The sequence below is a fragment of the Streptomyces sp. genome (genome assembly GCF_035644915.1).
GTDB lineage: Bacteria > Actinomycetota > Actinomycetes > Streptomycetales > Streptomycetaceae > Streptomyces.
This window is the reverse complement of sequence record NZ_DASQNP010000193.1, coordinates 1-23,265: the sequence shown is the minus strand read 5'-3', so window position 1 is coordinate 23,265 and position 23,265 is coordinate 1. Positions and strand designations below refer to the sequence as shown.

Here is a 23,265-nt window from a genome sequence, read left to right as displayed (position 1 = left end):
TACACGGCGGTTTCTGGGAAGGCCAGTCAGGGGCCGACGTGCGCGGCGGCCCCTGACGTAGCGTTGACCGGGAGATCCGCCGGGTCTCCCGGCCGCTGCTAACATTTGCCGGACAGCAACAAATCGGGCGACGGGTGCCGGCCCGTCACCCGGTACGTCCAACCGGACGCCGACGCGGACAGCGGCGGCCGTCCGGTGGGAAACGACTGTGAGAGGGCTTGTGGTGAACGCCAGCGACGCAGCCGTGCGAGACCGGTTGACGACCGCGCTGCGGGAACGCGGTGACGAGATCGCCGACCGGTGGGTGCAGTTGCAGCAGGAGCGGGCAGCGATCGACATAGGCGAGAGCGAGCTGCGCGAGGAGGCCGACGCCCTGCTCGTCCTGCTGGGCGGAGCACTGGCCGGCGACGTCGGCGTGGACAACGTGGTCGACGCGCACCGCGAACTGCGCGACGCGGTGATGGAGCTGTCCCTGCGCAGGGAGCGCAGCGGAGCGACGCCCACCGCCACGTCCCTGGCCGTCCTGGCGCTCAAGGACGCCCTGCTGGAAGCGGTGGAGCGCGACAACCAGGACCCGCGCGAGCTGTTCCCCGTCGCCCTGATGATCAACCGGCTGCTGGACGAGGCGGCCGCGCTGTCCTTCAGCGCGTACGTCGAACGCCGGGAGGAGATCATCCAGCGGCAGAGCCGCCAGCTGCTGGAACTGTCCACCCCCGTGGTGCACCTGTGGCGCCAGGTCCTGGCCGTGCCGCTGATCGGCACGCTGGACACCGCGCGCACCCAGGTGGTGATGGAGAACCTGCTCCAGTCCATCCAGGCCCACGAGGCCCGGGTGGCGATCATCGACATCACTGGTGTGCCGACGGTGGACACCGCGGTCGCCCAGCACCTGATGCAGACCGTCAACGCCGTCCGCCTGATGGGCGCGGACTGCTTCATCAGCGGCATCCGGCCGTCCATCGCCCAGACCATCGCCCAACTGGGCATCGACCTGTCCACCATCCTCACCCGTGCGACCCTCGCCGACGCCCTGGCCGCGGCGATCAGGATGACCGACCAGGAGTCGCCGGCCACCGGAGCGCCGACAAACCGATGACCGACCGCCGGCCCATGGACGTGCCCATCATCAGGCTCGGTGACGTGCTGGTCACCGGGATCGTCAACGAGCTCGACGACAAGACGGCCACCGTCTTCGCGGAGGAGCTCACCGAGCGCATCGCCGCCGAGCGGGCGCGGGGCGTACTCGTCGACATCTCCCGGCTGGAGATCATCGACTCGTTCGTGGCACGCACCCTGACGGAGCTGAGCACCATGGCCCGGCTGCTGGGCGCCCGCGTGATCGTGGCCGGCATGCGGCCGCCCGTGGCGATCACCCTCGCCGAGCTCGGACTCCAGCTCACGGGGGTGGAGACCGCGCTGAACGCGGAGCAGGGGATGGCCGCGCTGGGCTGGCACCACGCCTCGCGGCCCCCGGAAGAGGGGATCCGCAGTGAAGCTCTCGGGTGAGCGGACGGCCGACACCTCGACGGCTCCCGTGACCGCCGGCCGCCTCGCGGCCGCCGGCGGACGCGGCGACGCTCCCGCGACGTATCCGGTCCGCACCGACGAGGACCTGATCACGGTCCGGCACGCGGTGCGGGCGGCCACCGTCGAGGGCGGGTTCGGGCTCGTCGACCAGACCCGCGTGGTCACCGCCGCCAGCGAACTGGCCCGCAACGCCTACATCCACGGCGGCGGGGGCACGGTGACCATCGAGTCCCTGCGGTCCGCGGGACGCCGGGGGATCCGGCTGACCGTCAGGGACGAGGGGCCCGGCATCCCCGACGTGGAGGCGGCCCTGGCCGACGGGTTCACCACCGGCGCGGGGCTGGGGCACGGCCTGGGAGGAGCCCGCCGCCTCATGCACGAGTTCGAGGTGCACACCGTGCCGGGGAAGGGCACCACCATCACCGCGACCCGCTGGACCACGCAGTGAGCCAACCGTCTTCCTGCACCGAGGCGCTGACCGACGAGATCCGCATCGACCACGAGAGCGCGGTCCACCTGGCGGCCACCGCCGCGCGCGACTGCGCGCGGCGGTGCGCGCTGCCCGGTGCCATGCCCGACCAGGCGGCGGTCCTCGCCAGCGAGCTGGCCAGCAACCTGGTCAAGCACGCCGTCGACGGAACGGTGTACGTCCAGCCGCAGCGGGTCGGCACCGGGGTGGAGATCATCGCCGTCGACCGCGGCCCCGGCATACGCGACCTCGACCGCTCCATGGCCGACGGCTACACCACCACCGCCGGCTCCCTCGGCGCGGGCCTCGGCGCGGTGCGCCGGATCGCCACCGAGTTCTCCATCCGCACCCGGCTGGGATTCGGCACCCTGGTGTGCGCCCGGCTGTCCGTGTCCGGCGAGCCCCGGCCCGCGCGCCGCGACGTGGGATCGGTGTGCCTGCCCGCGATGGGCGAGCGGCACTGCGGGGACGCCTGCGACGTGGCCGACACCGGCGACTCGCTCACCGGGCTCGTCGTCGACGGACTGGGACACGGCGTCCCGGCCGCGGAGGCGGCCCGGTCGGCCGTGCGCTCCTTCCGCACCGCCCCCGACCGCCCCCTGGGCGACATCCTGACCTCGCTGCACCGCTCGCTGCGCCACACCCGCGGCGCGGCCGCCGGCGTCCTGCGCCTGCACCCCGACCGCGCCGAGTACTGCGGCGTGGGCAACATCCGCGGCGTGCTGCTCGCGGGCGGGGAGGTGCTCCACCGGATGACCGGCCAGCCCGGCATCATCGGCTGGAACGTCCCCACCCCGCGGACCCGCACCTTCCCCCTGCCGCCGGGAGCGGCGTTCGTCCTGCACAGCGACGGCGTCGAGTCCCGGTGGTCCCACTCCCCGCCGGCCTTCCTCCTCAGGCTCCCCCCGCCCCTGCTGGCTGCCTCCCTGGCCCACGGCCACCGGCGCAGCCGTGACGACGCCACCGTGCTCACCGTCCATGCGGCGTAGAGGTTCCATGACCGACACCGACATCCCCCACTACACGCTTCCGAGCCTCCGCCAGGCGGTGCGCGGGATCGCGCGCGCCCACCGGCTGCCGACCGAGACCAGGGCCCGCCTGGTGATCTCCGCGGCAGACCTGGCGCGCACCGAGATCGCGGCGGGCCGGCCCGTACGGCTGGAGGCCTCCCTGGAGCCGGGGTCCGGCGAGGAGGCGCGGCACCTCGTCGTCACGCTCAACACCCTCCACGCCCTCGGCGCGGACCGCCGCCGGGACGTTCCGGACCTGCCGCTGCCGCCCGAGTTCACCCCGGACGGCACCGCCATCTGGCGCGTGCCGCTGCCCGCGCAGCGCGGTGGCGTGCCCGCCGTCCCGCCGTCCCGCAACGGCGGGGCGCAGCCGGCCGGCGGCGACTGTCCGGCGTCCGAACTCCACGCCGTGGAACAGGAACTGAGGGCGGCACTGGCCCGCATCGACGCCCTCACCGTCGAGCACCGGCAGCTCAAGCACGAGCTCGCCGAGACCAACCGGGGCACCCTCGCCCTCTACGTCCAGCTCGAGGAGCGCGACGAACAGCTCCGCAAGGCCCACGGCCAGACCCTGCGCGAGCTGGAGGACGCCCTGCGCCCGCCGCCGATCGAGGTCGAGGGCCTGGAGATGGCCGTCCACTACGCCCCGGCCGGCACCGACGCGCCCACCGGCGGAGACCTGTACGACTGGCTGCAACTGCCCGACGGGACCGTCCACATCACCGTCGTCGACGCGCTCGGGCACGGCGTGACCAGCACCCGCGGCGCCCTCAACGTCACCCATGCGGTACGGACCCTGGCCCTGGAGGGGCACCCGCTGGAGTCGATCATCGCCCGGACCGCCGAGATCCTGATGCCCTTCGACAGCGAGCTGATGTCCACCGTGCTGCTGGCCCGGATCAACCCGGACACCGGCGACCTGTTCCTGGCCAACGGCAGCCACCCGCCCGCGCTGCTGCTGCCCGCCGACGGCGAGCCGAGATACCTGGAGGTGCGCGGCCGGGGCATCGGCTACCCGCTCGCGGGCAGCGAGCGCCTGCTGCACACCCGGATGGGGCCGGGGGACCTGCTCGTCCTCTACACCGACGGGCTCACCGAGAGCCGCAGGGACCCGCGCGAGGGCGAGGCACGGCTGGTCGAGGCGGCCCGCCGCCACGCCGACAAGCCCATAGGGGACGTCCCGGGCGCCATCGCCGAGGACATGCACACCATCATCCTCCACCCCGACGACACCCTGGCCCTGGCGGTCCGCGTCCCGCGCCGCTGAGCGGCGGCGGGGGACGCGGGGGAACATGGGGGGAACGCGGAGGGGACGCGCGTGCGCGGCGGGCGGCGCCGGGTCAGGCGCCCAGCTCCGCGACCACGGCCTCCAGCCGGGCCGCCAGCGACTCCAGGTCCCGCTCGGTGGGCTCCCCGGGACCGAGCCGGTCGGCGAGGTCGTCGCGGGAGACGACCTCCACGGCCCCGCGGTAGCGGTCCGTCCCCGCCTCCTCGGCGGTGACGACCCGGACCCGGCCCTCCAGCAGGACGAGACGGGGGTCGCGGTCGGGGGAGCGGAGCAGCTCCCGTACGTGGTCGGCGGTGATCGTGCTCGGCACCGGTGCGCCTTCCTCTCTGGTGCGCCCCGGTCCCCCGGGGCTTCACGCGTCTGGTGTTCGGTTCTGCGTCCCCGTGTGCCCGGTGTCCGGCCCGTCAGACCGGGCCCGTCGGACCGGGGCGCTTGCGACCAGGCCGTTCGCGTCGACGGTCACCCGCTCCCCCCGGGCGCAGTGCACCACGCCGGACGGGAAGTCCGGCCGTCCGGCCCGGTCGAGGAAGTCCGACAGGGGGGACTTCATGACGGTGTAGTCGTCGTAGTGCACGGGCAGGACGCGGCGGGGGCGCAGCGCGGAGACCAGGTCCGCGCCCTGGAGCGCGTCCATGGTCACCAGCAGCCCGCCGGGGAGCAGGGTGCCGCCCAGGTGGACCACGGCCAGGTGGATGTCCGGGAAGCGGCGCGCGATCTCGTGGATCCCCGGGAACATCAGGGTGTCCCCCGAGACGTACATCCGCAGCCGGACGTCTCCGCCCGGATCGCCGAACTCCAGCAGGCTGCCCATCACCGGCGGCAGCAGGAAGCGGACGGGCCCCGGACCGTGCCGGCCGGGCAGGGCGGTGACGCGGACCTGGCTGCCCCCGCGGACCAGGACGTGGTCGTGCCAGGTGGGCAGGCCCGTCGCGCGGCTGAACCCGTGCAGCCCCTGCAGGCGCCGGGAGGCATGCGGGGTGGTGATGACCGGCAGCCACCGGGGCAGGCGGCGGCGGGCCACCCGGTCCCAGTGGTCGCCGTGCAGGTGGGACAGGACCACCGCGTCCAGGTCGCGCGGGAGGTCGTCGACCGACAGGGCGGGCTCGGTCAGCCGCTTCGACAGCAGCCCCTTGCCCAGGTAGGCGTACTGGCCGCGGTGGAGGAAGTTGGGATCGGTCAGCAGGGTGAGGGCGCCGTAGCGGATCAGCAGGGTGGCGTTGCCGACGAAGAGGATCTCGGCGGCTCCCGCGGGCGGCGCGGAGGACATGGTGGGAACCTCCTCGTCCCTCGGTCACGTCTCCCGGTCACGTCTCCCCGGTCGCTTCCGCACCGGGCGCACGGCGGCGTCCGGTGGGGCGTCCGGCGGGGTGCCCGGTGGGGCGGCCGGGCCGCCCCACCGGGTCGGACCGCACCCGGTCAGGCGGTGGACGGGCGGCGGCCCAGGAGCGTGCCGAGGGCGATCATGCCCACGCCCAGCAGGAAGTGCAGCCAGTCGTCGGCCGTGTTCAGCGGCACGAAGTTCGCCGCGCTGTCCTTGTCGATGATCAAGCCGTAGAGCCACAGCAGCAGGTAGATCACACCTCCGCCGATCAGGAACGCCTTGGCCCCGGCCGCACTGCGGGCCAGGGCCAGTCCCACGACGCCGAAGGCGAGGTGGACCAGGTTGTGCAGGATCGACACCTGGAAGATGCCGAGCAGGCGGGCGTCCGAGTGGTGGCCCGCGAAGTTCATGTCGCCGTAGTCGGTGGTGATGCCTGGAATGAATCCCAGGATCCCCACCAGCAGGAACACCGAGGCCACCACCATGGCGGCGGTGCTCACCGCCGAGCGGCGCGACATACCCGTGGTACTCGGACCTGTCCTGGCCATCGTCATCATCTCCACGTCGAGTGGGATACCGGCCGGTCCGGAGTACCCCCCTGCCCGGGGCGGAAACGCCCGCGCGGCGGACGTTCAGCGGCGGCCCCGGCGGGAGCCGGCGTACGCCGCGCGCCGCACCGTGGCCAGCGCCGGGCCCGGCACCAGCCCCGGCAGGCTGTGCTCGTAGACGTCGTACCCCGGCGTGGAGCCGGGCGGCTCCGGCAGCGGCGAGCGGACCGTGAGCACCGCGAAGGTCCGCCACCGGCCCAGCGGCGTCGCGGCCCGCAGGTCGAACACCAGCGGCCCGCCCGCCAGCGCCCGCCGCAGGGCGGCCGGGTCGCCGTGGACCGGGCGGAGACGGCGGCGCGGGAAGGCGGCGAGCAGCATGCGGCGGCCTCCGACGCGGTACGGCAGCAGGCCCGAGTACGGACCGCCCAGCGCGTCGCCGCGCGGCAGGGGCAGGTGGCGGACCACGGGCGGCCGGGCGCTGGTGGTCAGCAGCAGGTCCAGGTGCCGTCCCGGCCCGCCCGCCTCCAGCGCGCGCACGGCCAGCCCCAGCCAGTCGGGCAGCCGCCACGGCAGGCCGGCTCCCCGCGACAGCCGTACCACGCACGCGTACCGGCCCGGCCCGTCCAGCCAGGGGGCGTACCAGGGCGCGCCGGAGGCGCCCGTCACCGTCAGTTCGCCCGTGCAGGTCAGCCCCCGTGGGTGGAAGGCGGGGGCGCGGCGCAGCCGGGCGAGCAGCCGGAAGCCCGCCCGGGTGCCGCGTGCGCGCAGAGGTCCTGGCATCCGTCCGACAGTTGCCGGTCACGCGGCGCCGAAACCCCGCGCGCCGTCTCGCGGTGGGGCGCCCCGGTGCGCCCCGGCACGCTCCGACACGGCTCCATCGCCTTACCGGTTGACCGGGGGAGGGCTCATACTGGGCGGGCCGGGGGCGGCAGTGGGCGAGAGGGGGCGGTGGCGCGATGGAGAAGGACACCCTGCTCCAGGGCCGGTACCGGCTGCTCGATCTGATCGGACGCGGCGGGATGGGCCAGGTGTGGCACGCGCGGGACGAGTCGCTGGGCCGCGGGGTCGCCGTCAAGTGCCTCAAGCCGCTGGGGCGGCAGAACGACCCCACCGCCATGAAGGCGCTGCGCGAGCGATTCCGCCGCGAGGCGCGGGTCGCCGCCTCGCTCCAGCACCGCGGCGTGACCGTGGTCCACGACTTCGGCGAGCACGACGGCGTGCTCTACCTGGTGATGGAGCTGCTCGACGGGCACGACCTCAGCAGGCTCCTGGCACACGGCGGCCGCCGGCCGCTGCCCGTCCCCGACCTCTTCGAGATCGCCGAGCAGGTCGCCGCCGCCCTCGCCTACACCCACGACCAGGGCATCGTGCACCGCGACCTCAAACCCGCCAACGTGGTGCGCACCGCCGACGGCACGGTGAAGATCTGCGACTTCGGCATCGCCCGGCTCGGCCACGACATCGGCTTCACCGCCAAACTCACCGGCGGCGGCGTCACCATGGGCACCCCGCACTACATGTCGCCCGAGCAGATAGCCGGCGCACCCCTGGACCACCGCAGCGACCTGTACTCGCTCGGTTGCGTGCTGTACGAGATCGCCACCGGCGCGCCGCCGTTCGACCTCGGCGACGCCTGGGCCGTCCTCGTCGGCCACCGCGACACCGCGCCGCGTCCGCCCCGCGAGCTGCGCCCGGACCTCCCCGGGGAGCTGGAGCGGATCATCCTCGACCTGCTCGCCAAGGACCCCGACGAGCGTCCCGCCGACGCCGCCGAACTCGGCCGCCGTACCGCCGCCGCCCGCCGCGCCGCGTGCCCGGCCGAGCAGGTGCCGCCGTCCCTGTCCCACCGGATGCCGTCGTGGGCCCACGGTGTGGGCACCGGCGGCAAGGCCGCCGCCGGCTGGGCGCCGGCCCCGGCCGCCCCGGGCCACCCGGACGTCCTCAGCGGTCCCTGGACCGGCCCCGGCCGGCCCTCCGCCGACCCCGGCCTGCTGGCCGTGTTCGCCAACCGCCACAGCGCCGGGCTGAGCCTGGGCCGCCTCGGCCGCTGGGACGAGGCGGGACGGGCGCACCGCGCGGTGGCCGCGGAGCGGGAGCGGGTGCTGGGCCCGGACCACCCCGACACCCTCGCCAGCCGCCACGAGGTCGCCCACGCGCTGGGCCGGCTGGGCCGCTGGGAGGACGCCCTGGCCGAGGCCCGCGCGGTGGCCGCGGAGCGGGAGCGGGTGCTGGGCCCGGACCACCCCGACACCCTCGCCAGCCACCGCGAGGCCGCTCTCGCGCTGGGCCGGCTGGGCCGCTGGGAGGAGGCGCTGGAGACCTTCCGCCGGGTCGCCCGCGACCGGACGCGTGTCCTGGGCCCCGACCACCCCGACGCGCTGACCAGCCGCAACGACGAGGCCCTCTGCCTGGAGCGGCTCGGCCGCAGCGCCGAGGCCGCCGAGCTGTACCGCCGGGTGGCGGCGTCGGGCGGCCGGTGGGAGGAGGGCTGACGGGCCGTCGCACCGACGCGGCGCGCCCGCCACGGGCCCGCGGCGACCGCTGCCGCCCGGCCGGGCGGTCCTCCGGGCCGCAGGTCTGGTCCGCCCCGGCCGTACGTGCTACCAAGGGCCATGCCCGCCCTGCACCGCTATGACGCCGTGATCGTCGGCGGCGGCCACAACGGACTGGTCGCCGCCGCCTACCTCGCCCGCGCCGGACTGAGGGTCCTGGTGCTCGAACGCCTGGACCACACCGGCGGTGCCGCCGTCTCCGCCCGCGTCTTCGCCGGGACGGACGCCCGCCTCTCGCGGTACGCCTACCTGGTGAGCCTGCTGCCGCAGCGCATCGTGACGGACCTGGGCCTGCGCTTCGCGGTGCGCAGGCGGACCGTCTCCTCCTACACCCCGGCGCACCGCGGCGGGAAGCACACCGGACTGCTGGTGAGCGGCGACCAGGCCCGGGACCGGGAGGCCTTCGCGCGCCTGACCGGATCGGAGCGTGAGTTCGCCGCCTGGCAGCGCTTCCACGGCATGACGCGCCGGCTGGCCGGGCGGATCTTCCCCACCCTCACCGAACCGCTGCCCACCCGGGCGGAGCTGCGCGCCCGGGTCGGCGACGACACCGCCTGGCGCGCGGTGTTCGACCGGCCGCTCGGGGAGGCGATCGAGGAGCACTTCGCCGACGACCTGGTCCGGGGCGTGGTGCTCACCGACGCCCTGATCGGCACCTTCACCCACGCCCACGACCCCTCGCTGCGCCAGAACCGCTGCTTCCTCTACCACGTGATCGGCGGCGGCACCGGCGAGTGGAACGTGCCGGTGGGCGGCATGGGCGCGCTCACCGACGCCCTGGCCGACGCCGCCCGCGCCGCGGGCGCGGAGATCGTCACCGGGCACGAGGCCACCTCGATCGCCACGGACGGCCGCACCGCCGAGGTCGGCTACCGCACCGCCGACGGCGAGGGCACGGTCGCCGCCCGCCACGTCCTGGTGAACGCCTCGCCCCGGGCGCTGGCCGGACTGCTCGGCGAGGAACCGGAGCCGGCGTCCCCGGCGGAGGGCTCCCAGCTCAAGGTCAACATGCTGGTGCGGCGGCTGCCCCGGCTGCGCGACCGCTCCGTCGACCCGCGCGAGGCGTTCGCCGGAACCCTCCACGTCGCCGAGGGCTACGAGCAGTTGGAGACCGCCTACCGGCAGGCCGCCGCGGGGCAGCGGCCGGCGGCCCCGCCCTCGGAGGTGTACTGCCACTCGCTCACCGACCCCTCGATCCTGGGGCCGGAGTCGGCCCGCGCCGGCCACCAGACGCTGACCCTGTTCGGCCTGCACGCCCCGGCCCGGCTGTTCGCCCGGGACGGCGGCGACGCGGTGCGCGAGGAACTGCTGGCGGCCACGCTCGCCCAGCTCGACGCCCACCTGGCGGAGCCGATCGCCGACTGCCTGGCCCACGACGCCGAGGGGCGGCCCTGCATCGAGGCGAAGACCCCGTTGGACCTGGAACGCGAGCTGCGGCTGCCCGGCGGCCACATCTTCCACGGCGACCTGGCCTTCCCCTGCGCCGACGAGCCGTACGCCGACGCGCACGGCGGCACCGCGGCCGGGCGGTGGGGCGTGGCGACCGGCCGTCCCACCGTGCTGCTGTGCGGGTCGGGCGCCGTCCGCGGCGGCGGGGTGAGCGGCGTCCCCGGGCACAACGCGGCGATGGCCGTGCTCGGCGGGTGACGCACCGCTCCGCGGCCCGTCCGGCCGACGGGCGGGCCGCGGAGCGCTCAGTCGGCCGAGGCCGTCCAGCCGTCCGGGACGATGCGGGCCGCGTCCTTCCGGCGGGAGTCGTCGAACAGGGCGCGGCCGCCGTCCTCGATCCGGATCTCGTCGACGTACGCGCCGCGCCCCGTGTAGCGGGCGTCCGTGGCGTACCGCCAGCGCAGCCGCACCGTCCGGCCCCGCCAGGCGCCCAGCCCGGCGCGGGCCCGGTGCCAGACGCGCCCGGAGAAGCCGTACAGCGTCCCCTCCGGGCGGTCCACCGGACCGGCGCCGCGGCGGGAGGTGGTGAACGGCACCGGCTCCCAGGTGGTCCCGCCGTCGCCGGAGGCCTCCAGGCACAGCACGTCGTGGTGGCGCTCGGTGTCCCACCACACCGAGAAGTGCAGCCGGGCGTCCTCGCCGCGCGGTGTCACCTCCGGCAGGGTGAGGGTGGCCGAGGACGCGTTCGCCATCCCCGAGAACCAGGCGCTGCGCCCGTCTGCGGGACGCACCGGGACGGCCCGCGCCAGGTGGGTGGCGGCGGCCACGCGCGGGGCGCTGCCCGAACGCCAGGTGCGCACCGGGTGCACCGAGTTGCCCAGCAGCACCAGGAAGGTGTCGGTGGTCGGGTCCAGCACCAGGCAGGTGCCGGTGAAGCCGGTGTGCCCGGCCGTGCCCGGGGTGGCCATGGCCCCCATGAACCAGTGCTGGTACAGCTCGAAGCCCAGGCCGTGCTCGTTGCCGGGGAAGTCGGTGTTGAAGTCGTGGAAGAGCAGGTCCACCGACTCCGGCGCCAGGATGCGGGTACGGCCGTACGCGCCGCCGTTGAGCAGCGTCCGGCACAGCACGGCCAGGTCCCAGGCGCGGGAGAAGACCCCGGCGTGCCCGGCCACCCCGCCGAAGGCGTGGGCGTTCTCGTCGTGGACCTCGCCCCACACCATGCCGCGGTCCAGCCCCGACCAGGGGCGGCGGGCGTCCTCGGTGGCGGCGATGCGCGGTTTCCAGGAGGCGGGCGGGTTGTAGCGGGTCCAGCGCATGCCCAGCGGTTCGGTGATGTCCTCGCGCAGCAGCGTGTCGAGGGTCTTGCCGGTGACCTGCTCCAGGACGAGCTGGAGGGCGATGAGGTTCAGGTCGGAGTAGCGGTAGACCGTGCCCGGCGGGTTCAGGGGCTTCTCCCGCCACAGCCGCCGGAGCCGGTCGGCGTGGGTGGGCTCGGCGTACAGCGGGATCCAGGCGGCCAGCCCGGAGGTGTGGGTGAGCAGGTGCCTGAGGGTGATGCCCTCCTTGCCCGCCGCGCCGAACTCCGGCAGGTAGGAGGCGACGGTCGCCTCCAGTTCCAGCACGCCGCGCTCGATCCGCTGGACGGCCAGGATCGCGGTGAACAGCTTGGAGACCGACGCGAGGTCGTAGACCGTCTCCGGGGTGGCGGGGACCTGCCGGTCGGCGGGGAGCTCGACGCCGGTGTCGGTGGCCTCGTCGTAGGCGGCGTAGCGCACCGCGTGGCCGATGGCCTCCTCCAGGGCGACCGTCCGGCCGCGTCCGGCCAGCAGCACCGCGCCCGCGTACCAGGGGTGGACGGGGGAGGGGCCGAGGAAGGCCCTGGCGTCCTCCACCAGCCGCCGCAGGTGCGGCTCCAGCAGTCCGGCCCGCCGCGCGGTGCCGCGGCGCAGGGTGGGCGTCCGGTCGCCGGAAGGGGCGGAGGGTGTGTACGGGCCCCTGCCGCGGGCCGCCGCCACGGGGGACGAGGCCAGCACCAGGCCGCCGCCGAGCGCCAGCGCCCGGGCCCCGAGCTGCCGGCGTCCGATGCCCGGACCGATGCCCCGGCCGGTGCTCCGGTCCGGTGCGGGCCCCCGTGCGGAACCGGTCATGCCGCGACCCCCTTGGGAAAGTATCTTTCAACGCCTGAGGAAAATGCTGAAACTCTCTTCCCGGGCGTCCCGCCTGTCAACCCTCGTGACAGGCGGGAACGGCTCTCCCTCCCGGCCCGCCGCCCCTAACGGAGCACCACGCAGCCGCGCCGGGCCAGCGCGCCGAGCAGGTCCGGCGCCACGGCGGCCCCGTTCCACCGCAGGTCCAGCTTCTCCAGCGCGGGCAGTTCCGCGAGCCAGTGGGGCACCTCCCGCAGCCTGTTGCCCCGCAGGTCCAGGCGGCGCAGCCGCGGCAGTCCGCGCAGTGCCCCGGGCACCTCCTCCAGCGCGTTCTCCCGCAGCTCCACCTCGCGCAGTTCGGTCAGCCCGGCCACGCCGGCGGGCAGGGAGGTCAGCGCGTTGCCGCGCAGCCACAGCTCCCGCAGCGCGGTGAGCCGCCCGAGCGATCCGGGCAGCTCCCGCAGCCCGCACCGCTGCGCCCGCAGCTCGACCAGCCCGGCCAGGCCGCCGATCTCCTCCGGCAGCGCCCCCAGCGGGTTGTCCCCGACGTTCAGGTACGCCAGGCGGCGCAGCCGCCCCAGCGAGCGCGGCAGCCCGGTGAGCCGGTTGTCGTGCAGGTACAGGCAGCGGTCCAGACCCGTCAGCTCCCCGATCTCCGCCGGGAGCGAGGTGAGCGCGTTGTGGCCGAGGTCGAGGGTGTGGAGGTGCCGCAGGCGGCCGATGTCCGGGGGCAGGGAGGTGAGCGCGTTGTCCGCCAGGATCAGCACCCGCAGCTCCCGGCGCGTCCACACCTCCCCGGGCACGTCGCCGAGCCCCGCCCGCCACAGGTTCACCGCCGGTTCCGTCCGTGTCATGACGGCGTACCGTAGCGCCGGGCGGGCGGAGGCGGCGCCGCGGTACCGCCTCAGCCGTCCTCCGGGGCGGTCAGCAGACCGGTCCACGGACGCCGGCGGCCGTCGCTGACGGCGGCGACCCCGGAGGCGTCGTAGCGTCCGCTCTCCAGGGACCAGTCGAGGTTGCCGCGCATCACGTTGCGCATGGCGTCGACGTAGTCCTCCACCCGGGCCCGGGTCTGCGCGGGCGCGCCGCCGGCGGCCAGCAGGCCGGGCAGGCGGGCGGCGTGCTCCAGGAAACGGGCCACGCGGCCGTTGGCGAGGGCGCAGATCTCCAGGGCGCACTCCTGCAGCGGGCGGCCCGTGGCCCGCTGCAGGAGGATGACGGTGTTGTTGACGTCGCCGACGGCCAGCTCCTTGTCCAGCGAGACGAGGTCGTTGACGAAGATCGCCACGTCGTCGGTGATCCGGCGCATCTCCCGCAGCGGGGAGCCGTCGTGCAGCTCCGGCGGCAGGGCGTACCGGCCGCAGCGCTCGGCCAGGTCCAGACAGGGCTGGATGCCGATCGAGTGCCGCCGCGCGGAGAGGAACTCCTCCACGGTGGGCAGGGCGTCCCCGGACCGGTTCAGCGCTTCCCGGTGGTGGGCGAGCAGATAGCCGCGCCAGTGCCGCCCGAAGCGCTCCCGCCACACCGGCGGCATCCCGTCGTTGACGCGGTGCCACAGGTCGCGGAAGCTGTCGACCAGCGGGTTGGCGGGGGCTCCCGCCGGCGGCTCGCCCTCCTCCATGACCTCGACCAGGGAGTCCACGAGCCGGGCGACGGCGTCCGGCCGCCGCCCCAGCCGGCCGTCGAACTGGTCGTCGAAGACGAAGAACCAGCCGTTGACGTCGGTGGCCAGCATCAGGTCCTCGCCGGTGGCCCGGGGGTAGAAGCGGGCCATCGCCCGCTCCAGCCGCAGGGCGTCGTACTCCTCGAACGCGGAAGCGCCCCGGAGCAGGCCGAAGTCGCGGAGCCAGCGGAGGGTGTGCGCCCGGGCGCGCTCGACGTCGGGGCTGATGCGGCTGGGGAAGGGGATCTCCAGCAGAGCCACCCGCCGTAAGAGTCCGTCCTCTCCGGCGGGGGCCTTGGCGATGGTTTCCGGCATGGGCGGACGCCTCCCTGGGCAAGCGGTGGAGCGCTGTGGCGGAGATGGCTGGTGCATATTCAACTAACACTTGGACAAAGGAAGTTGCCGGTCAAGGGAGAACGGCGGACCGGGCACGTCCGGGGCCCCGGAGGACGTGGTGGGAGCAGTTCCGGCCGGAGTGGCGCTCCGGCGTGGCGGAAATCGCCCGAGGGGCCTCACACCCCTTTTGCGCTGGCGTACGCTCTCCACCACCTGCCGGCGTGAGCCGGGACGGCAGACGTGGTCGCGACCGAAGAGCAGGGACGGATGCACCGGGCGATGTTCGAACGGGAGCACGAACTCAGGGCGCTGGACGACGCGCTGTCCGACCTGGCCGGGGGCACCGGTGGCGTCCTGGCCTTCGCCGGGGCGGCAGGACTGGGCAAGACGGCCCTCCTGGCCGAGGTGCGCAGGCGTGCCGTGGCGCGCGGCTGCACCGTCCTGTCCGCCCGGGGCGGCGAGCAGGAGCAGGAACTGCCCTTCCACACCGTCCGCCAGCTCGTCCAGCCGCTCCTCGCCGCCGTCGGCGAGGACGAGCACCGCAGGATGCTGGGGAGCTGGTACGACATCGTGGCCCCGGCCATCGGCCTGGTGGCCCCCGAAGGCGGCGGCACGCCCGACCCCCAGGGCGTGCGCGACGGCCTCGACTGGGTCGCCACCTGCTTCGCCGTCCGGCACCGCCCCGTCGTCATGATCCTCGACGACGCCCACTGGATCGACGCCGAGTCCCTGGCCTGGGTGACCGCGTTCGCACCCCGGGCCGAGGAACTGCCCGTGCTGATCGCCGTCGCCTACCGGCCCGACGAACACCCCTACCGCACCGCCCCGTTCCACTCGCTGGCCGTCCGGCACGGCTCGCGCCCCTTCGACCTGATGGCCCTGACCCCGCAGGCGGTCGCCCGCCTGGTGCGCCACGCCCTCGGCCCCGGCGCCGACGAACCCTTCTGCCGCGAGTGCTGGGCCGTCACCGGCGGCAACCCCTTCGAGGTCGGGGAACTGACCGCCAAGGTCGCCGAACGCCGCCTCGAACCGCGCCGGGAGAACGTGGCCGAACTGCGCGAACTGGCCTCCACCATCAAGGGCAGCGGACTCGTCCAGCGCCTGGAGCGCCTGGGCACCGCCGCCGTACGGCTGGCCTGGGCCGCCGCGGTGCTCGGCACCGAGATATCCCCGTCCCTGGCCGCGGCCGTCGCCGGACTGGGCCCCGAGGAGGCCGCCGGGGCCCGCGCCCGGCTGCACGCCGCCCGCATCCTCGCCGGCGGCACGGAGGAGGGCGAACCGCTGCGGTTCTTCCACCCGCTGATCGCCACCGCCGTCTACCAGGCCATCCCGGCCGCCCTGCGCGTCGCCCTCCACGGCCAGGCCGCGGCCGTCGTCACCGATGCGGGCCAGGGCCCCACGGCCGCCGCCCGCCACCTGCTGGAGGTGCACCCCGACGGCGACCCGGACGTCGTCGCCACGCTGCGCGCGGCCGCCCGCGAGTACCTGCGCGCCGGGGCGCCCGAAGCGGCCCGGCGCTGCCTGGAGCGCGCCCTGCGCGAGCCACCGGACCTGGAGGAGCGGGCCTCCGTCCTCTTCGAACTGGGCTGTTCGGCCTCCCTCACCCGGCCCGCCACCACGGTCAACCACCTGCGGGCGGCCCTGGAGGAGCCCGGGCTCGGCCCCGGCCTGCGCGAAGCCGTCACCTACCGCCTGGCCCAGGCGCTCGGCCACAGCGGCCGGATGGAGGAGGCGGCCGAGGTCGTCGCCGAGGAGGCCAGGCGGGCGGCCACCGCCCGCACCCGGCTGCGGATGCGGGCCGAGCAGTTCATGTGGAACGCCTTCCGCGCCGACGAGCCCGACTCGCCCGCCCGCTCGCGCCGCCTGGCCCGGCTCGCCGACCACCTGACCGGCCGCGGCATGGCCGAGCGGTACGTCCTCGGCCTGCGGGCCTGGGACGCGGTGGTGCGCGGGGAGCCCGCGGCCACCGCCCTGCGCTTCGCCGAGGAGGCCCTGGGCGACGGCCTGAGCTGGACGGACGAGAACTGGGGCTTCGAGGTGCCCGTCATGGTCGCCATGACGTTCATGTACTGCGACCAGCCGGGGCGGGCCGAGGAGCTGTTCGCCGAGGGCATCGCCGAATGCGAGCGCAAGGGCTGGCGCGGCTCCCACCTGGCCTTCGGCTTCACCCTGCTGGGCTACATCCGCTACCGCCGCGGACGGCTGACCGAGGCCGAGGGCCTGGTGCGCGAGGGCCTGCGGATCGCCGACCGGGTGGGCTCCGGCGCGCCCGCGCAGCTCGCCGCGATCGGCACCCTGGTGGAGACCCTGCTCGCCCGCGGGCGCGTCGAGGAGGCGTGGGAGGTGGCCCGGAGGTACGACTACGGCGCCGCCGTCCCCAAGGCCGTCGTCTACCCCGACGCCCAGGCCGTCCACGGCGAACTGCTGCTGGCCCGCGGCCGGAGGCGGGAGGCCGGGCGCGAGCTGGCCGGGGCCGGCGGACGCCTGGACCCGCGCGGCATGCGCAACCCGTCCTGGTGCCCCTGGCAGCAGCACCTCGCGCTCGCGCTCCGGGACACCGACCCCGGGCGGGCGGCGACCCTCGCCGCGGAGGCGGTCGAGCGGGCCCGTCAGTTCGGCACCGCCTCCGCGATCGGCCAGGCGCTGCGGTGCGCCGCCGAGGCGACCGGCGGCCCGGACGAGGAGAAGCTGCTGCGGGAGGCCGTCGGATACCTGGAGCACTCCCCGGCGTCGTACGAGCTGGCCCTCGCCCTGGTCGGCCACGGCGCCGCACTGTGCCGCGCCGGCCTGCCGCAGGAGGCGGCCGACCAGCTCTACCGGGGACTGGAGACGGCCGCGCACTGCGGCGCCGACGCCCTGGTGGAACGCGCCCGCGCGGAGCTGACCGCCGCCGGGCTGCGGCCCCTGGAGCTGCGGTACGCCGAGAGCGAGGACCTCGGCGCCCGCGAGCGCACCGCGGCCGAGTGGGCCGCGCGGGGCCTGACGGACCCCGAGGTCGCCCGGGAGATGGGCCTGCGGGAGCAGGCCGTGACCCGGCTGCTCTCCGCCGTCTACCGCAAGCTCGGCACGGACCGCGCCGGACTCGCCAGGGTGCTGGAGCGACGGTAGGACGCCCCCTCGGGCGGGCGGGGGCGGCGGCACGGGCGGGCGGCCCGCTCCACCGGCGGCCCCGTACCATGGCCGCATGTCGTTTCTCCGCCGCCGCAGTGCCCCCACACCCGCCGGACCCGACTTCGACGTGCTGGCCATGGACCCCGGGGACTGGCCGGGCAACCTGGGCGCCGGGCTGCTGCCCGCGCCGGACGGAAGCTGCCAGGGCGTCTTCCTCCGCTACGACCTGTTCGGCGGGCGCGGACCGGCCATGATCATCGGCAATCTGCCGGAGGGCTCCCCCGTCCGCGAGCGGGCCGACGACCAGGTGCCCTTCGAGGTGGAGCAGCTCCTGGAGGCGCTGGAGAACGACGAGGAGGTCACCGTCACCGGGACGGAGGAGAGCCCGGTGATGCTGGACGACAACCTGCTCATCGTGCGGCGGATCATCTGCTCCGAGACCCGCATCTCCTGCGTCCAGTTCGACCGCAGCGACGGCGTGCTGGTCACCATCGCAAGCTGGGACCGGCCGATCACCGAGGACCTCTACCAGCTCCTGAAGCCGCTGCCCGCGGAGATGTTCCAGCAGCGGTAGGCGGCGCCGCGGGACGCGGGAAGGGGAGGGGCACCGCCGGTGCCCCTCCCCTTCCCGGCTCTCACCGGCCCGCGTGCCGCACCGTGACGTCGGCGGCCTTGACGAAGGCCACCCGGTGCCCGAGCTGGATCTGGTAGTACTCCTCCTCGCCCCGGACCACCACGTGGTGCGCGGGGTCGAAGGTCTTGGCGTAGTAGTACTCGCCCTTCGTCCTCAGCCCCAGCGCGTACGCCTGGCCGGCCTTCACCGTGTACGGCAGCGGCGAGATCGCCTGCGGCGGGACGCCCTCCGGGTAGGCGGCGGCCTCCGGGTAGGCGCGGCCGTAGACGGGCACCGACTCCCGGCCCTCCTTCGGGGTGACCACCCAGCCCCGGGAGTTCACCGCGGTCGGCTCGTCGGCGGGGTTGTGGAACCACGCCTTCTGGCCGAGGTACCAGATGGCCGTCCACTCGCCCCGCCGCTCGGCCACCGCGTACCGCTGGCCCGTCGTGGCGCGGGCGCCGGTGTCGTTGACGCCGGTGGTGGAGTCGCCGCCGCCCGGCCGCAGCCCGGCGTCCTTCACCAGCGGGGCGTCGGCGCGCGGCTCGGTGTGGAGCCGCACCGCGCTCGAACCGTGCGGCGGGCACGGCTGCCCGGAGCTGTCGCAGCGGGTGTAGACCGGCCGGTGGTCGTCGTAGTCGGGCCGGATGGTCACCAGCTCCGCGTCCGGGCCCGCGGTGGGGTGGAAGGGCGCGCCCAGCAGCGTGAAGTAGTGCTGCCAGTCCCAGTACGGGCCGGGGTCGGTGTGCATCCCGGGGATGTTGGCGGCGGTCACGCCCGGCACGTTGTCGTGCCCGAGGATGTGCTGCCGGTCCAGCGGGACGTCGTACCTGTGGGCCAGGTACCTCACCAGCCGCGCCGAGGTGCGGTACATCGCCTCGGTGTACCAGGCGTCGGGAGCGGTCAGGAAGCCCTCGTGCTCCAGGCCGATCGACTTGGCGTTGACGTACCAGTTGCCCGCGTGCCAGCCCACGTCCTTCAGCGGGACGTGCTGGGCGATGTGGCCGTCGGAGGAGCGCAGGGAGTAGTGCCAGGAGACGTACTTGGGGTTCTGCACCAGCTTCAAGGTGGTGTCCCAGGTCGCCTCGGTGTCGTGCACCACGATGTAGTCGATCCGCTGGGACTCGGGGCGGTTCGCCTTGTCGTGGTTGCCGTAGTTCGGCGACCCGTCGGGGTTCGCGTACTCCTGGTACGGCGCCGGGATCCACTCGCACGAGACGGATGCCGGGCACTCCACCCGCTCGTCGCGCCCGGAGGACCCCCGGGAGCCCGGGGAGTCCGGCCGCAGGTCCGGGTCGGCCTCCAGCACCACGACCTGGCCGGAGTCCGTGGTGCGCCGTTCGCCGCCGCGGATCACGGCGAAGACCTCGTCGGCGAAGACCCGGGCGGCCTCGGCGTCGGAGGAGCCCGGGTAGCGGGCCACGGCCCCGTACCACTGCGCCGGGTCGTCGCTCGGCGGCAGCCCCAGTTCCCGCTGCTCGGCCGCCAGCAGTGCCGCGCCGCCCTGGATGTTGGCCGCCGGGTCGGTGCGCAGCTCCTCCTCGTCCAGCCCGGTCAGTTCGGCGGCCCGCTCCAGGGTGCGCAGCCGGGCGGGCAGCTCGTCCGGGCCGGGGACGGCTCCGGGGACGGCCCCGGAGACACTGCCGTGGACCTCCCGCGCCGTGCGGGAGGTGTCGCCGCGCGGATCCTCCGCACCGTGGCTGTGGTGCGGCGCGCGGGCCAGCGCGGTGCGGACGTCGGTCAGGTGCATCGGACCGTAACCGCCCGAGACGCTGGGCGCGCCGCGGTGACCGTCCCAGCGGGACTGGAGGTACGACACGCCCAGCAGCACGCTCTCGGGCACCTGGTAGCGGTCGGCGGCCCGGGCGAACGCCTCCTGGAGCGAGCCGGGATCCCGTTCCCCGGCACCGGCCGGCGTACCCGCCGGGAGGAGGGACACCAGCAGGGCGGCGACCCCCGCGGCGGTGAGGGCCCGCAGCGGACGGCGGCGGCCGGTGCTCCGGCGGGACGGCCGCGGCGGGCGGGCTGACGGAGGAGCGGGGACGGGTCTTGGCACGACGGCCTCCTGTGGGTACGCCGCGGGCGGCGCGGGAAGGGCTGCCCACAGGGGTAGCGGCTGGCCGATGATCCGTCAATGATCGCTTCCCGTCGCGGTTCCGGCACGTCAGAGAGCCCGTACGGGGCTTTTCCCCCGTACGGGCTCCGGGCCTGCGCGGCGTCACAGGTCCAGCCCGGTGGCGCCCCCGCAGCCACCGGAGAAGAACGTGCCGGGACACCCCGCCCCCGCGGACGGCCGGCGGGCTCAGCGCGTGCCCACCGCCGCCCGCACCGCGCGGCGGGCCATCGCGCAGTCGTCGTGCAGCCGCCGCAGCAGCAGCCGCTGCTCCTCGCCCGACGTCATCTGGCCCGGCCGGTCGCCGGGGCCGGGCGGGGACGGGTCCCGCATGGCACGCTGCACGGCCGTCTCGCAGGCGCGGATCTCGCGGGTGAGGACGAGCATCAGGTTCACCAGGAAGGCGTCCCGCGCGTCACGGCCCGCGGCCTGGGCGAGCTGGCTGATCTGACGGCGCGCCAGGGGGCTGTCCCCGAGCACCGACCACAGGGTGGCGAGGTCGTAGCCGGGCAGGTACCAGCCCGCGTGCTCCCAGTCCACCAGCACCGGACCGGCCGGGGACAGCAGCACGTTGGTCAGCAGGACCTCGCCGTGGCAGAACTGTCCGCGGCCGCCCCCCCGGGCGCCCCGGGCCAGGCCGTGCAGCAGTTTCCGCAGGTCGCTCACGTCCCGGTCCGTCAGCAACCCCAGCTCGTGGTAGCGCGCGATCTGCAGGCCGTAGTCGATCGGTGCCTCGAACAGCCCCGCGGGCGGTTGCCAGGAGTTCACCCGGCAGACCGCGCCCAGCACCGCGCGCAGGTCGGAGGGCGACGGGGGCTCCAGGGGATGGCGCTGCAACGCCACCGGACGGCCCGGCGTCCGCTCGGCGACCAGGGTGCAGCTCTCCGGGTCCGCGGCGATGAGCCGGGGCACCCGCACCGGCGGCCGGTTGCGCACGAAGGTGCGGTAGACCGCTATCTCGTGCCGGAACCTCTCCACCCGCGCGGGGGTGTGCTCCAGCAGGCACTTGGCGACCGCGGGGCCGCGGCCGACGCTGCCGATCAGGAGCACCGAGCGCCCGCCGCGGCGCATCGCCTGCACCGGCTGGAACTCCGGGCAGATCCGGTGCACCGAGGCGATGGCGGTGCGCAGCCGCGCACCCTGCGGGCCGGACAGGTCCAGCCTTCCGCCGGCCGGTGGAACCACGAGGCCGTGTGCCCGGCGCGGCCGGCCGGGCCCGCCGAACTCCGGGGACATGCGCATCGGTTCGGTGCGGACGGTGCCGTACGGATGTCGTGGACGCGGCCGGGGCAGGGCTGACACGGGGGACGGTGTTGGATGCATGGGCGAGCCGGATCCCTTCGTGCGCCGACAGGTTGCCGCGCCACCCGGCCGACCGGGGGCCGTGACGCACCCTGGGGAATGCGGGGCCCTGCGACCGGACGGGATGGCGCGGTTCTACAGCACACCCACACACGGGTGGCACACCATCTGGCGAACCCTGGCGAACCATGGCGAATGTTCACGGACCCTCCGGCCGGAGGCCGGCGGCGGCTACTGTCGGCTCAGCCGAGATCCTGGGGGCTTGACGTGACCAAGGAACCCAACACCCGCCTCGCGGACCTGTTCGGCCTCACCGGCTGGTCCAAGGGCGAACTCGCCCGGCTCGTGAACCGGCAGGCGGCGGCCATGGGCCACCCGCATCTGGCGACCGACACCTCCCGGGTGAGGCGCTGGATCGACACGGGGGAGACCCCGCGCGATCCGGTGCCCAAGGTGCTGGCGACCCTGTTCACCGAGCGACTCGGCCGTGTCGTGACCATCGAGGACCTCGGATTCGGCCGATCGGGGCCGGCAGGGAGACGGCAGCCCGTCCACGGACTGCCGTGGGCCCCCGAACAGACCGCCGCGGTCCTCACCGAATTCACGGGAATGGACCTCATGCTCAACCGACGCGGCTTGGTGGGTGCGGGTGCCGCGCTCACCGCAGGATCGGCGCTCAGCAGCGCCATGCACGACTGGCTCCTGGCCGACCCCGCCCCGGCCCCGGGCACCCCCCGGCCCGACGGCCCGTTCACCGCCGACACCGTCTCCTTCGACCGCTACGAGGCGGCCCCCGTGGGCTCCCAGGAGGTCGACGCGCTGGAACGCTCCGTGGAGGTGTTCCGCGCCTGGGACGCGGCCCGCGGCGGCGGCCTCCAGCGCAAGGCCGTGGTGGGCCAGCTCAACGAGGTGGGCGGCATGCTCGCCTACCGCCACCCGCCGCACATCCAGCGGCGGCTGTGGGGGGTGGCGGCCAACCTGGCGGTCCTCGCCGGCTGGATGTCCCACGACGTCGGCCTGGAGCCCACCGCCCAGAAGTACTTCGTCATCGCCGCGCACGCGGCCCGCGAGGGAGGCGACCGGCCGCGCGCCGGCGAGGCCCTGTCCCGCGCGGCGCGCCAGATGGTGCACCTGGGGCGGCCCGACGAAGCCCTGGACCTGATGAGACTGGCCCGGTCCGGCTGCGGCGAACAGACCCTGCCGCGGACCCGCGCGATGCTGCACACCATCGAGGCGTGGGCCCAGGCGTCCATGGGGCGCGGACAGGCGATGCGGCGCACGCTCGGCGAGGCCGAGGAACTGTTCGTCTCCGACAAGGGGGACGTACCGCCGCCGAGCTGGATGCAGATGTTCGACGAGGCGGACCTGCACGGGATGCAGGCGCTGGCGTACCGCACGCTCGCCGAGCACGACCCCTCGGTGGCCAAGACCGCCGAGAAGCACGCCAAGGAGGCGCTGCGGCTGCGGGAGAAGGGCCGCGAGCGGTCGAAGATCTTCGACTACATCTCGCTCGCCTCGGCCTGCTTCATCGCCGACGACCCCGAGCAGGCCGACCGCTACGCGCGGCTGGCCCTGGTCTCCATCGGGAACACCTCCTCGCACCGCACCTGGGACCGGCTGCGGGAGATGTACCGGCTCACCGGCCGGTACGCCGGCTACTCCAGGATCGAGGACCTGCGCGAGGAGATCGAGCACGCCCTGCCCTCGGCCCCGAAACCCAGCCGCGCCGGCTCGGTGCCGCCGCCGCGGTGGCCGGGCTGCTCGCCGGGGTCGTCGCGCTGGCCTCGCCGGCGGCCGCCGACCACGTGACGTTCTCGTCGACGCCGCCCTCGCCGGGCCAGGACGCCACGCCGACCTGGACGTTCAACAACGCCGC

The 23,265-nt window shown here is 75.1% G+C and carries 19 protein-coding genes; 10 read left to right on the top strand and 9 right to left on the bottom strand.

Annotated elements, in window-relative coordinates:
- Positions 1-223 precede the first annotated feature (223 nt).
- From VE546_RS21430 to VE546_RS21410, 5 genes are read left to right on the top strand one after another with little or no spacing between them, the layout of a single operon-like run.
- Entirely contained in the window at positions 224-1,096 is an 873-nt protein-coding gene (locus tag VE546_RS21430; protein ID WP_324924811.1) for an STAS domain-containing protein, read from the top strand.
- Positions 1,097-1,110: 14 nt separating this feature from the next.
- A complete protein-coding gene (locus tag VE546_RS21425; protein ID WP_324924809.1) occupies positions 1,111-1,506 on the top strand; it encodes an STAS domain-containing protein in 396 nt (131 codons plus the stop codon).
- Positions 1,490-1,975 carry an ATP-binding protein gene (locus VE546_RS21420; RefSeq protein ID WP_414720541.1) on the top strand — a complete coding sequence of 162 codons (486 nt, stop codon included), beginning with the start codon at positions 1,490-1,492 and terminating at the stop codon, positions 1,973-1,975. The genes VE546_RS21425 and VE546_RS21420 overlap by 17 nt, the downstream gene beginning before the upstream one ends.
- The gene (locus VE546_RS21415) at positions 1,972-2,985 is read left to right on the top strand and encodes a SpoIIE family protein phosphatase (protein ID WP_324924807.1); all 1,014 of its coding nucleotides are present in this window, start codon (positions 1,972-1,974) and stop codon (positions 2,983-2,985) included. Before VE546_RS21420 ends, VE546_RS21415 begins: the two co-directional genes overlap by 4 nt.
- Before the next feature lie 7 nt (positions 2,986-2,992).
- Positions 2,993-4,273, top strand: a complete 1,281-nt coding sequence (locus tag VE546_RS21410; RefSeq protein WP_324924805.1) for a PP2C family protein-serine/threonine phosphatase — start codon at positions 2,993-2,995, stop codon at positions 4,271-4,273.
- A gap of 73 nt (positions 4,274-4,346) precedes the next feature.
- Here the strand turns inward: VE546_RS21410 and VE546_RS21405 are convergent, their stop codons facing one another.
- The 4 genes from VE546_RS21405 to VE546_RS21390 form a co-directional block, all read right to left on the bottom strand.
- Complete coding sequence (locus VE546_RS21405; protein WP_324924803.1) at positions 4,347-4,604, bottom strand: hypothetical protein; 258 nt, start codon at positions 4,602-4,604, stop codon at positions 4,347-4,349.
- A 42-nt stretch (positions 4,605-4,646) separates the two neighbouring features.
- Positions 4,647-5,561: an MBL fold metallo-hydrolase gene (locus VE546_RS21400; protein WP_324924801.1), complete on the bottom strand. Its 915-nt coding sequence runs from the start codon at positions 5,559-5,561 to the stop codon at positions 4,647-4,649.
- 149 nt (positions 5,562-5,710) lie between these two features.
- Positions 5,711-6,133, bottom strand: coding sequence for a DUF4383 domain-containing protein (locus VE546_RS21395; RefSeq protein ID WP_324924799.1), 423 nt, complete (start codon positions 6,131-6,133; stop codon positions 5,711-5,713).
- A 114-nt stretch (positions 6,134-6,247) separates the two neighbouring features.
- Positions 6,248-6,943, bottom strand: a complete 696-nt coding sequence (locus tag VE546_RS21390) for a phosphodiesterase (protein ID WP_324924797.1) — start codon at positions 6,941-6,943, stop codon at positions 6,248-6,250.
- Between the two features lie 176 nt (positions 6,944-7,119).
- Between VE546_RS21390 and VE546_RS21385 the strand changes: the two genes are divergently transcribed.
- Positions 7,120-8,655 carry a serine/threonine-protein kinase gene (locus VE546_RS21385; RefSeq protein ID WP_414720540.1) on the top strand — a complete coding sequence of 512 codons (1,536 nt, stop codon included), beginning with the start codon at positions 7,120-7,122 and terminating at the stop codon, positions 8,653-8,655.
- Between the two features lie 120 nt (positions 8,656-8,775).
- The gene (locus VE546_RS21380) at positions 8,776-10,362 is read left to right on the top strand and encodes an NAD(P)/FAD-dependent oxidoreductase (RefSeq protein WP_324924795.1); all 1,587 of its coding nucleotides are present in this window, start codon (positions 8,776-8,778) and stop codon (positions 10,360-10,362) included.
- Between the two features lie 47 nt (positions 10,363-10,409).
- Here the strand turns inward: VE546_RS21380 and VE546_RS21375 are convergent, their stop codons facing one another.
- The 3 genes from VE546_RS21375 to VE546_RS21365 form a co-directional block, all read right to left on the bottom strand.
- Complete coding sequence (locus VE546_RS21375) at positions 10,410-12,251, bottom strand: serine hydrolase (RefSeq protein ID WP_324924793.1); 1,842 nt, start codon at positions 12,249-12,251, stop codon at positions 10,410-10,412.
- Between the two features lie 125 nt (positions 12,252-12,376).
- Complete coding sequence (locus VE546_RS21370; RefSeq protein WP_324924790.1) at positions 12,377-13,105, bottom strand: leucine-rich repeat domain-containing protein; 729 nt, start codon at positions 13,103-13,105, stop codon at positions 12,377-12,379.
- Positions 13,106-13,155: 50 nt separating this feature from the next.
- Complete coding sequence (locus tag VE546_RS21365; protein WP_324924788.1) at positions 13,156-14,229, bottom strand: isoafricanol synthase; 1,074 nt, start codon at positions 14,227-14,229, stop codon at positions 13,156-13,158.
- Positions 14,230-14,517: 288 nt separating this feature from the next.
- Between VE546_RS21365 and VE546_RS21360 the strand changes: the two genes are divergently transcribed.
- Positions 14,518-17,358, top strand: a complete 2,841-nt coding sequence (locus tag VE546_RS21360) for an ATP-binding protein (protein ID WP_324924868.1) — start codon at positions 14,518-14,520, stop codon at positions 17,356-17,358.
- Between the two features lie 76 nt (positions 17,359-17,434).
- The gene (locus VE546_RS21355; protein ID WP_324924786.1) at positions 17,435-17,935 is read left to right on the top strand and encodes a hypothetical protein; all 501 of its coding nucleotides are present in this window, start codon (positions 17,435-17,437) and stop codon (positions 17,933-17,935) included.
- A gap of 61 nt (positions 17,936-17,996) precedes the next feature.
- Here the strand turns inward: VE546_RS21355 and VE546_RS21350 are convergent, their stop codons facing one another.
- Both VE546_RS21350 and VE546_RS21345 read right to left on the bottom strand, forming a co-directional pair.
- A complete protein-coding gene (locus tag VE546_RS21350) occupies positions 17,997-20,030 on the bottom strand; it encodes an N-acetylmuramoyl-L-alanine amidase (RefSeq protein ID WP_414720539.1) in 2,034 nt (677 codons plus the stop codon).
- Positions 20,031-20,276: 246 nt separating this feature from the next.
- Positions 20,277-21,410 carry an aminoglycoside phosphotransferase family protein gene (locus tag VE546_RS21345; RefSeq protein ID WP_324924784.1) on the bottom strand — a complete coding sequence of 378 codons (1,134 nt, stop codon included), beginning with the start codon at positions 21,408-21,410 and terminating at the stop codon, positions 20,277-20,279.
- Positions 21,411-21,656: 246 nt separating this feature from the next.
- Between VE546_RS21345 and VE546_RS21340 the strand changes: the two genes are divergently transcribed.
- Positions 21,657-23,198 carry a hypothetical protein gene (locus VE546_RS21340; protein WP_324924782.1) on the top strand — a complete coding sequence of 514 codons (1,542 nt, stop codon included), beginning with the start codon at positions 21,657-21,659 and terminating at the stop codon, positions 23,196-23,198.
- Positions 23,199-23,265: the final 67 nt, after the last annotated feature.

Coding starts and splice junctions, on each gene's coding strand:
- VE546_RS21425 (WP_324924809.1), top strand. CDS start 1,111: ATGGACGTGCCCATCATCAGGCTCGGTGACGTGCTGGTCACCGGGATC.
- VE546_RS21410 (WP_324924805.1), top strand. CDS start 2,993: ATGACCGACACCGACATCCCCCACTACACGCTTCCGAGCCTCCGCCAG.
- VE546_RS21400 (WP_324924801.1), bottom strand. CDS start 5,561: ATGTCCTCCGCGCCGCCCGCGGGAGCCGCCGAGATCCTCTTCGTCGGC.
- VE546_RS21395 (WP_324924799.1), bottom strand. CDS start 6,133: ATGTCGCGCCGCTCGGCGGTGAGCACCGCCGCCATGGTGGTGGCCTCG.
- VE546_RS21390 (WP_324924797.1), bottom strand. CDS start 6,943: ATGCCAGGACCTCTGCGCGCACGCGGCACCCGGGCGGGCTTCCGGCTG.
- VE546_RS21385 (WP_414720540.1), top strand. CDS start 7,120: ATGGAGAAGGACACCCTGCTCCAGGGCCGGTACCGGCTGCTCGATCTG.
- VE546_RS21380 (WP_324924795.1), top strand. CDS start 8,776: ATGCCCGCCCTGCACCGCTATGACGCCGTGATCGTCGGCGGCGGCCAC.
- VE546_RS21375 (WP_324924793.1), bottom strand. CDS start 12,251: ATGACCGGTTCCGCACGGGGGCCCGCACCGGACCGGAGCACCGGCCGG.
- VE546_RS21370 (WP_324924790.1), bottom strand. CDS start 13,105: ATGACACGGACGGAACCGGCGGTGAACCTGTGGCGGGCGGGGCTCGGC.
- VE546_RS21365 (WP_324924788.1), bottom strand. CDS start 14,229: ATGCCGGAAACCATCGCCAAGGCCCCCGCCGGAGAGGACGGACTCTTA.
- VE546_RS21360 (WP_324924868.1), top strand. CDS start 14,518: ATGCACCGGGCGATGTTCGAACGGGAGCACGAACTCAGGGCGCTGGAC.
- VE546_RS21355 (WP_324924786.1), top strand. CDS start 17,435: ATGTCGTTTCTCCGCCGCCGCAGTGCCCCCACACCCGCCGGACCCGAC.
- VE546_RS21345 (WP_324924784.1), bottom strand. CDS start 21,410: ATGCATCCAACACCGTCCCCCGTGTCAGCCCTGCCCCGGCCGCGTCCA.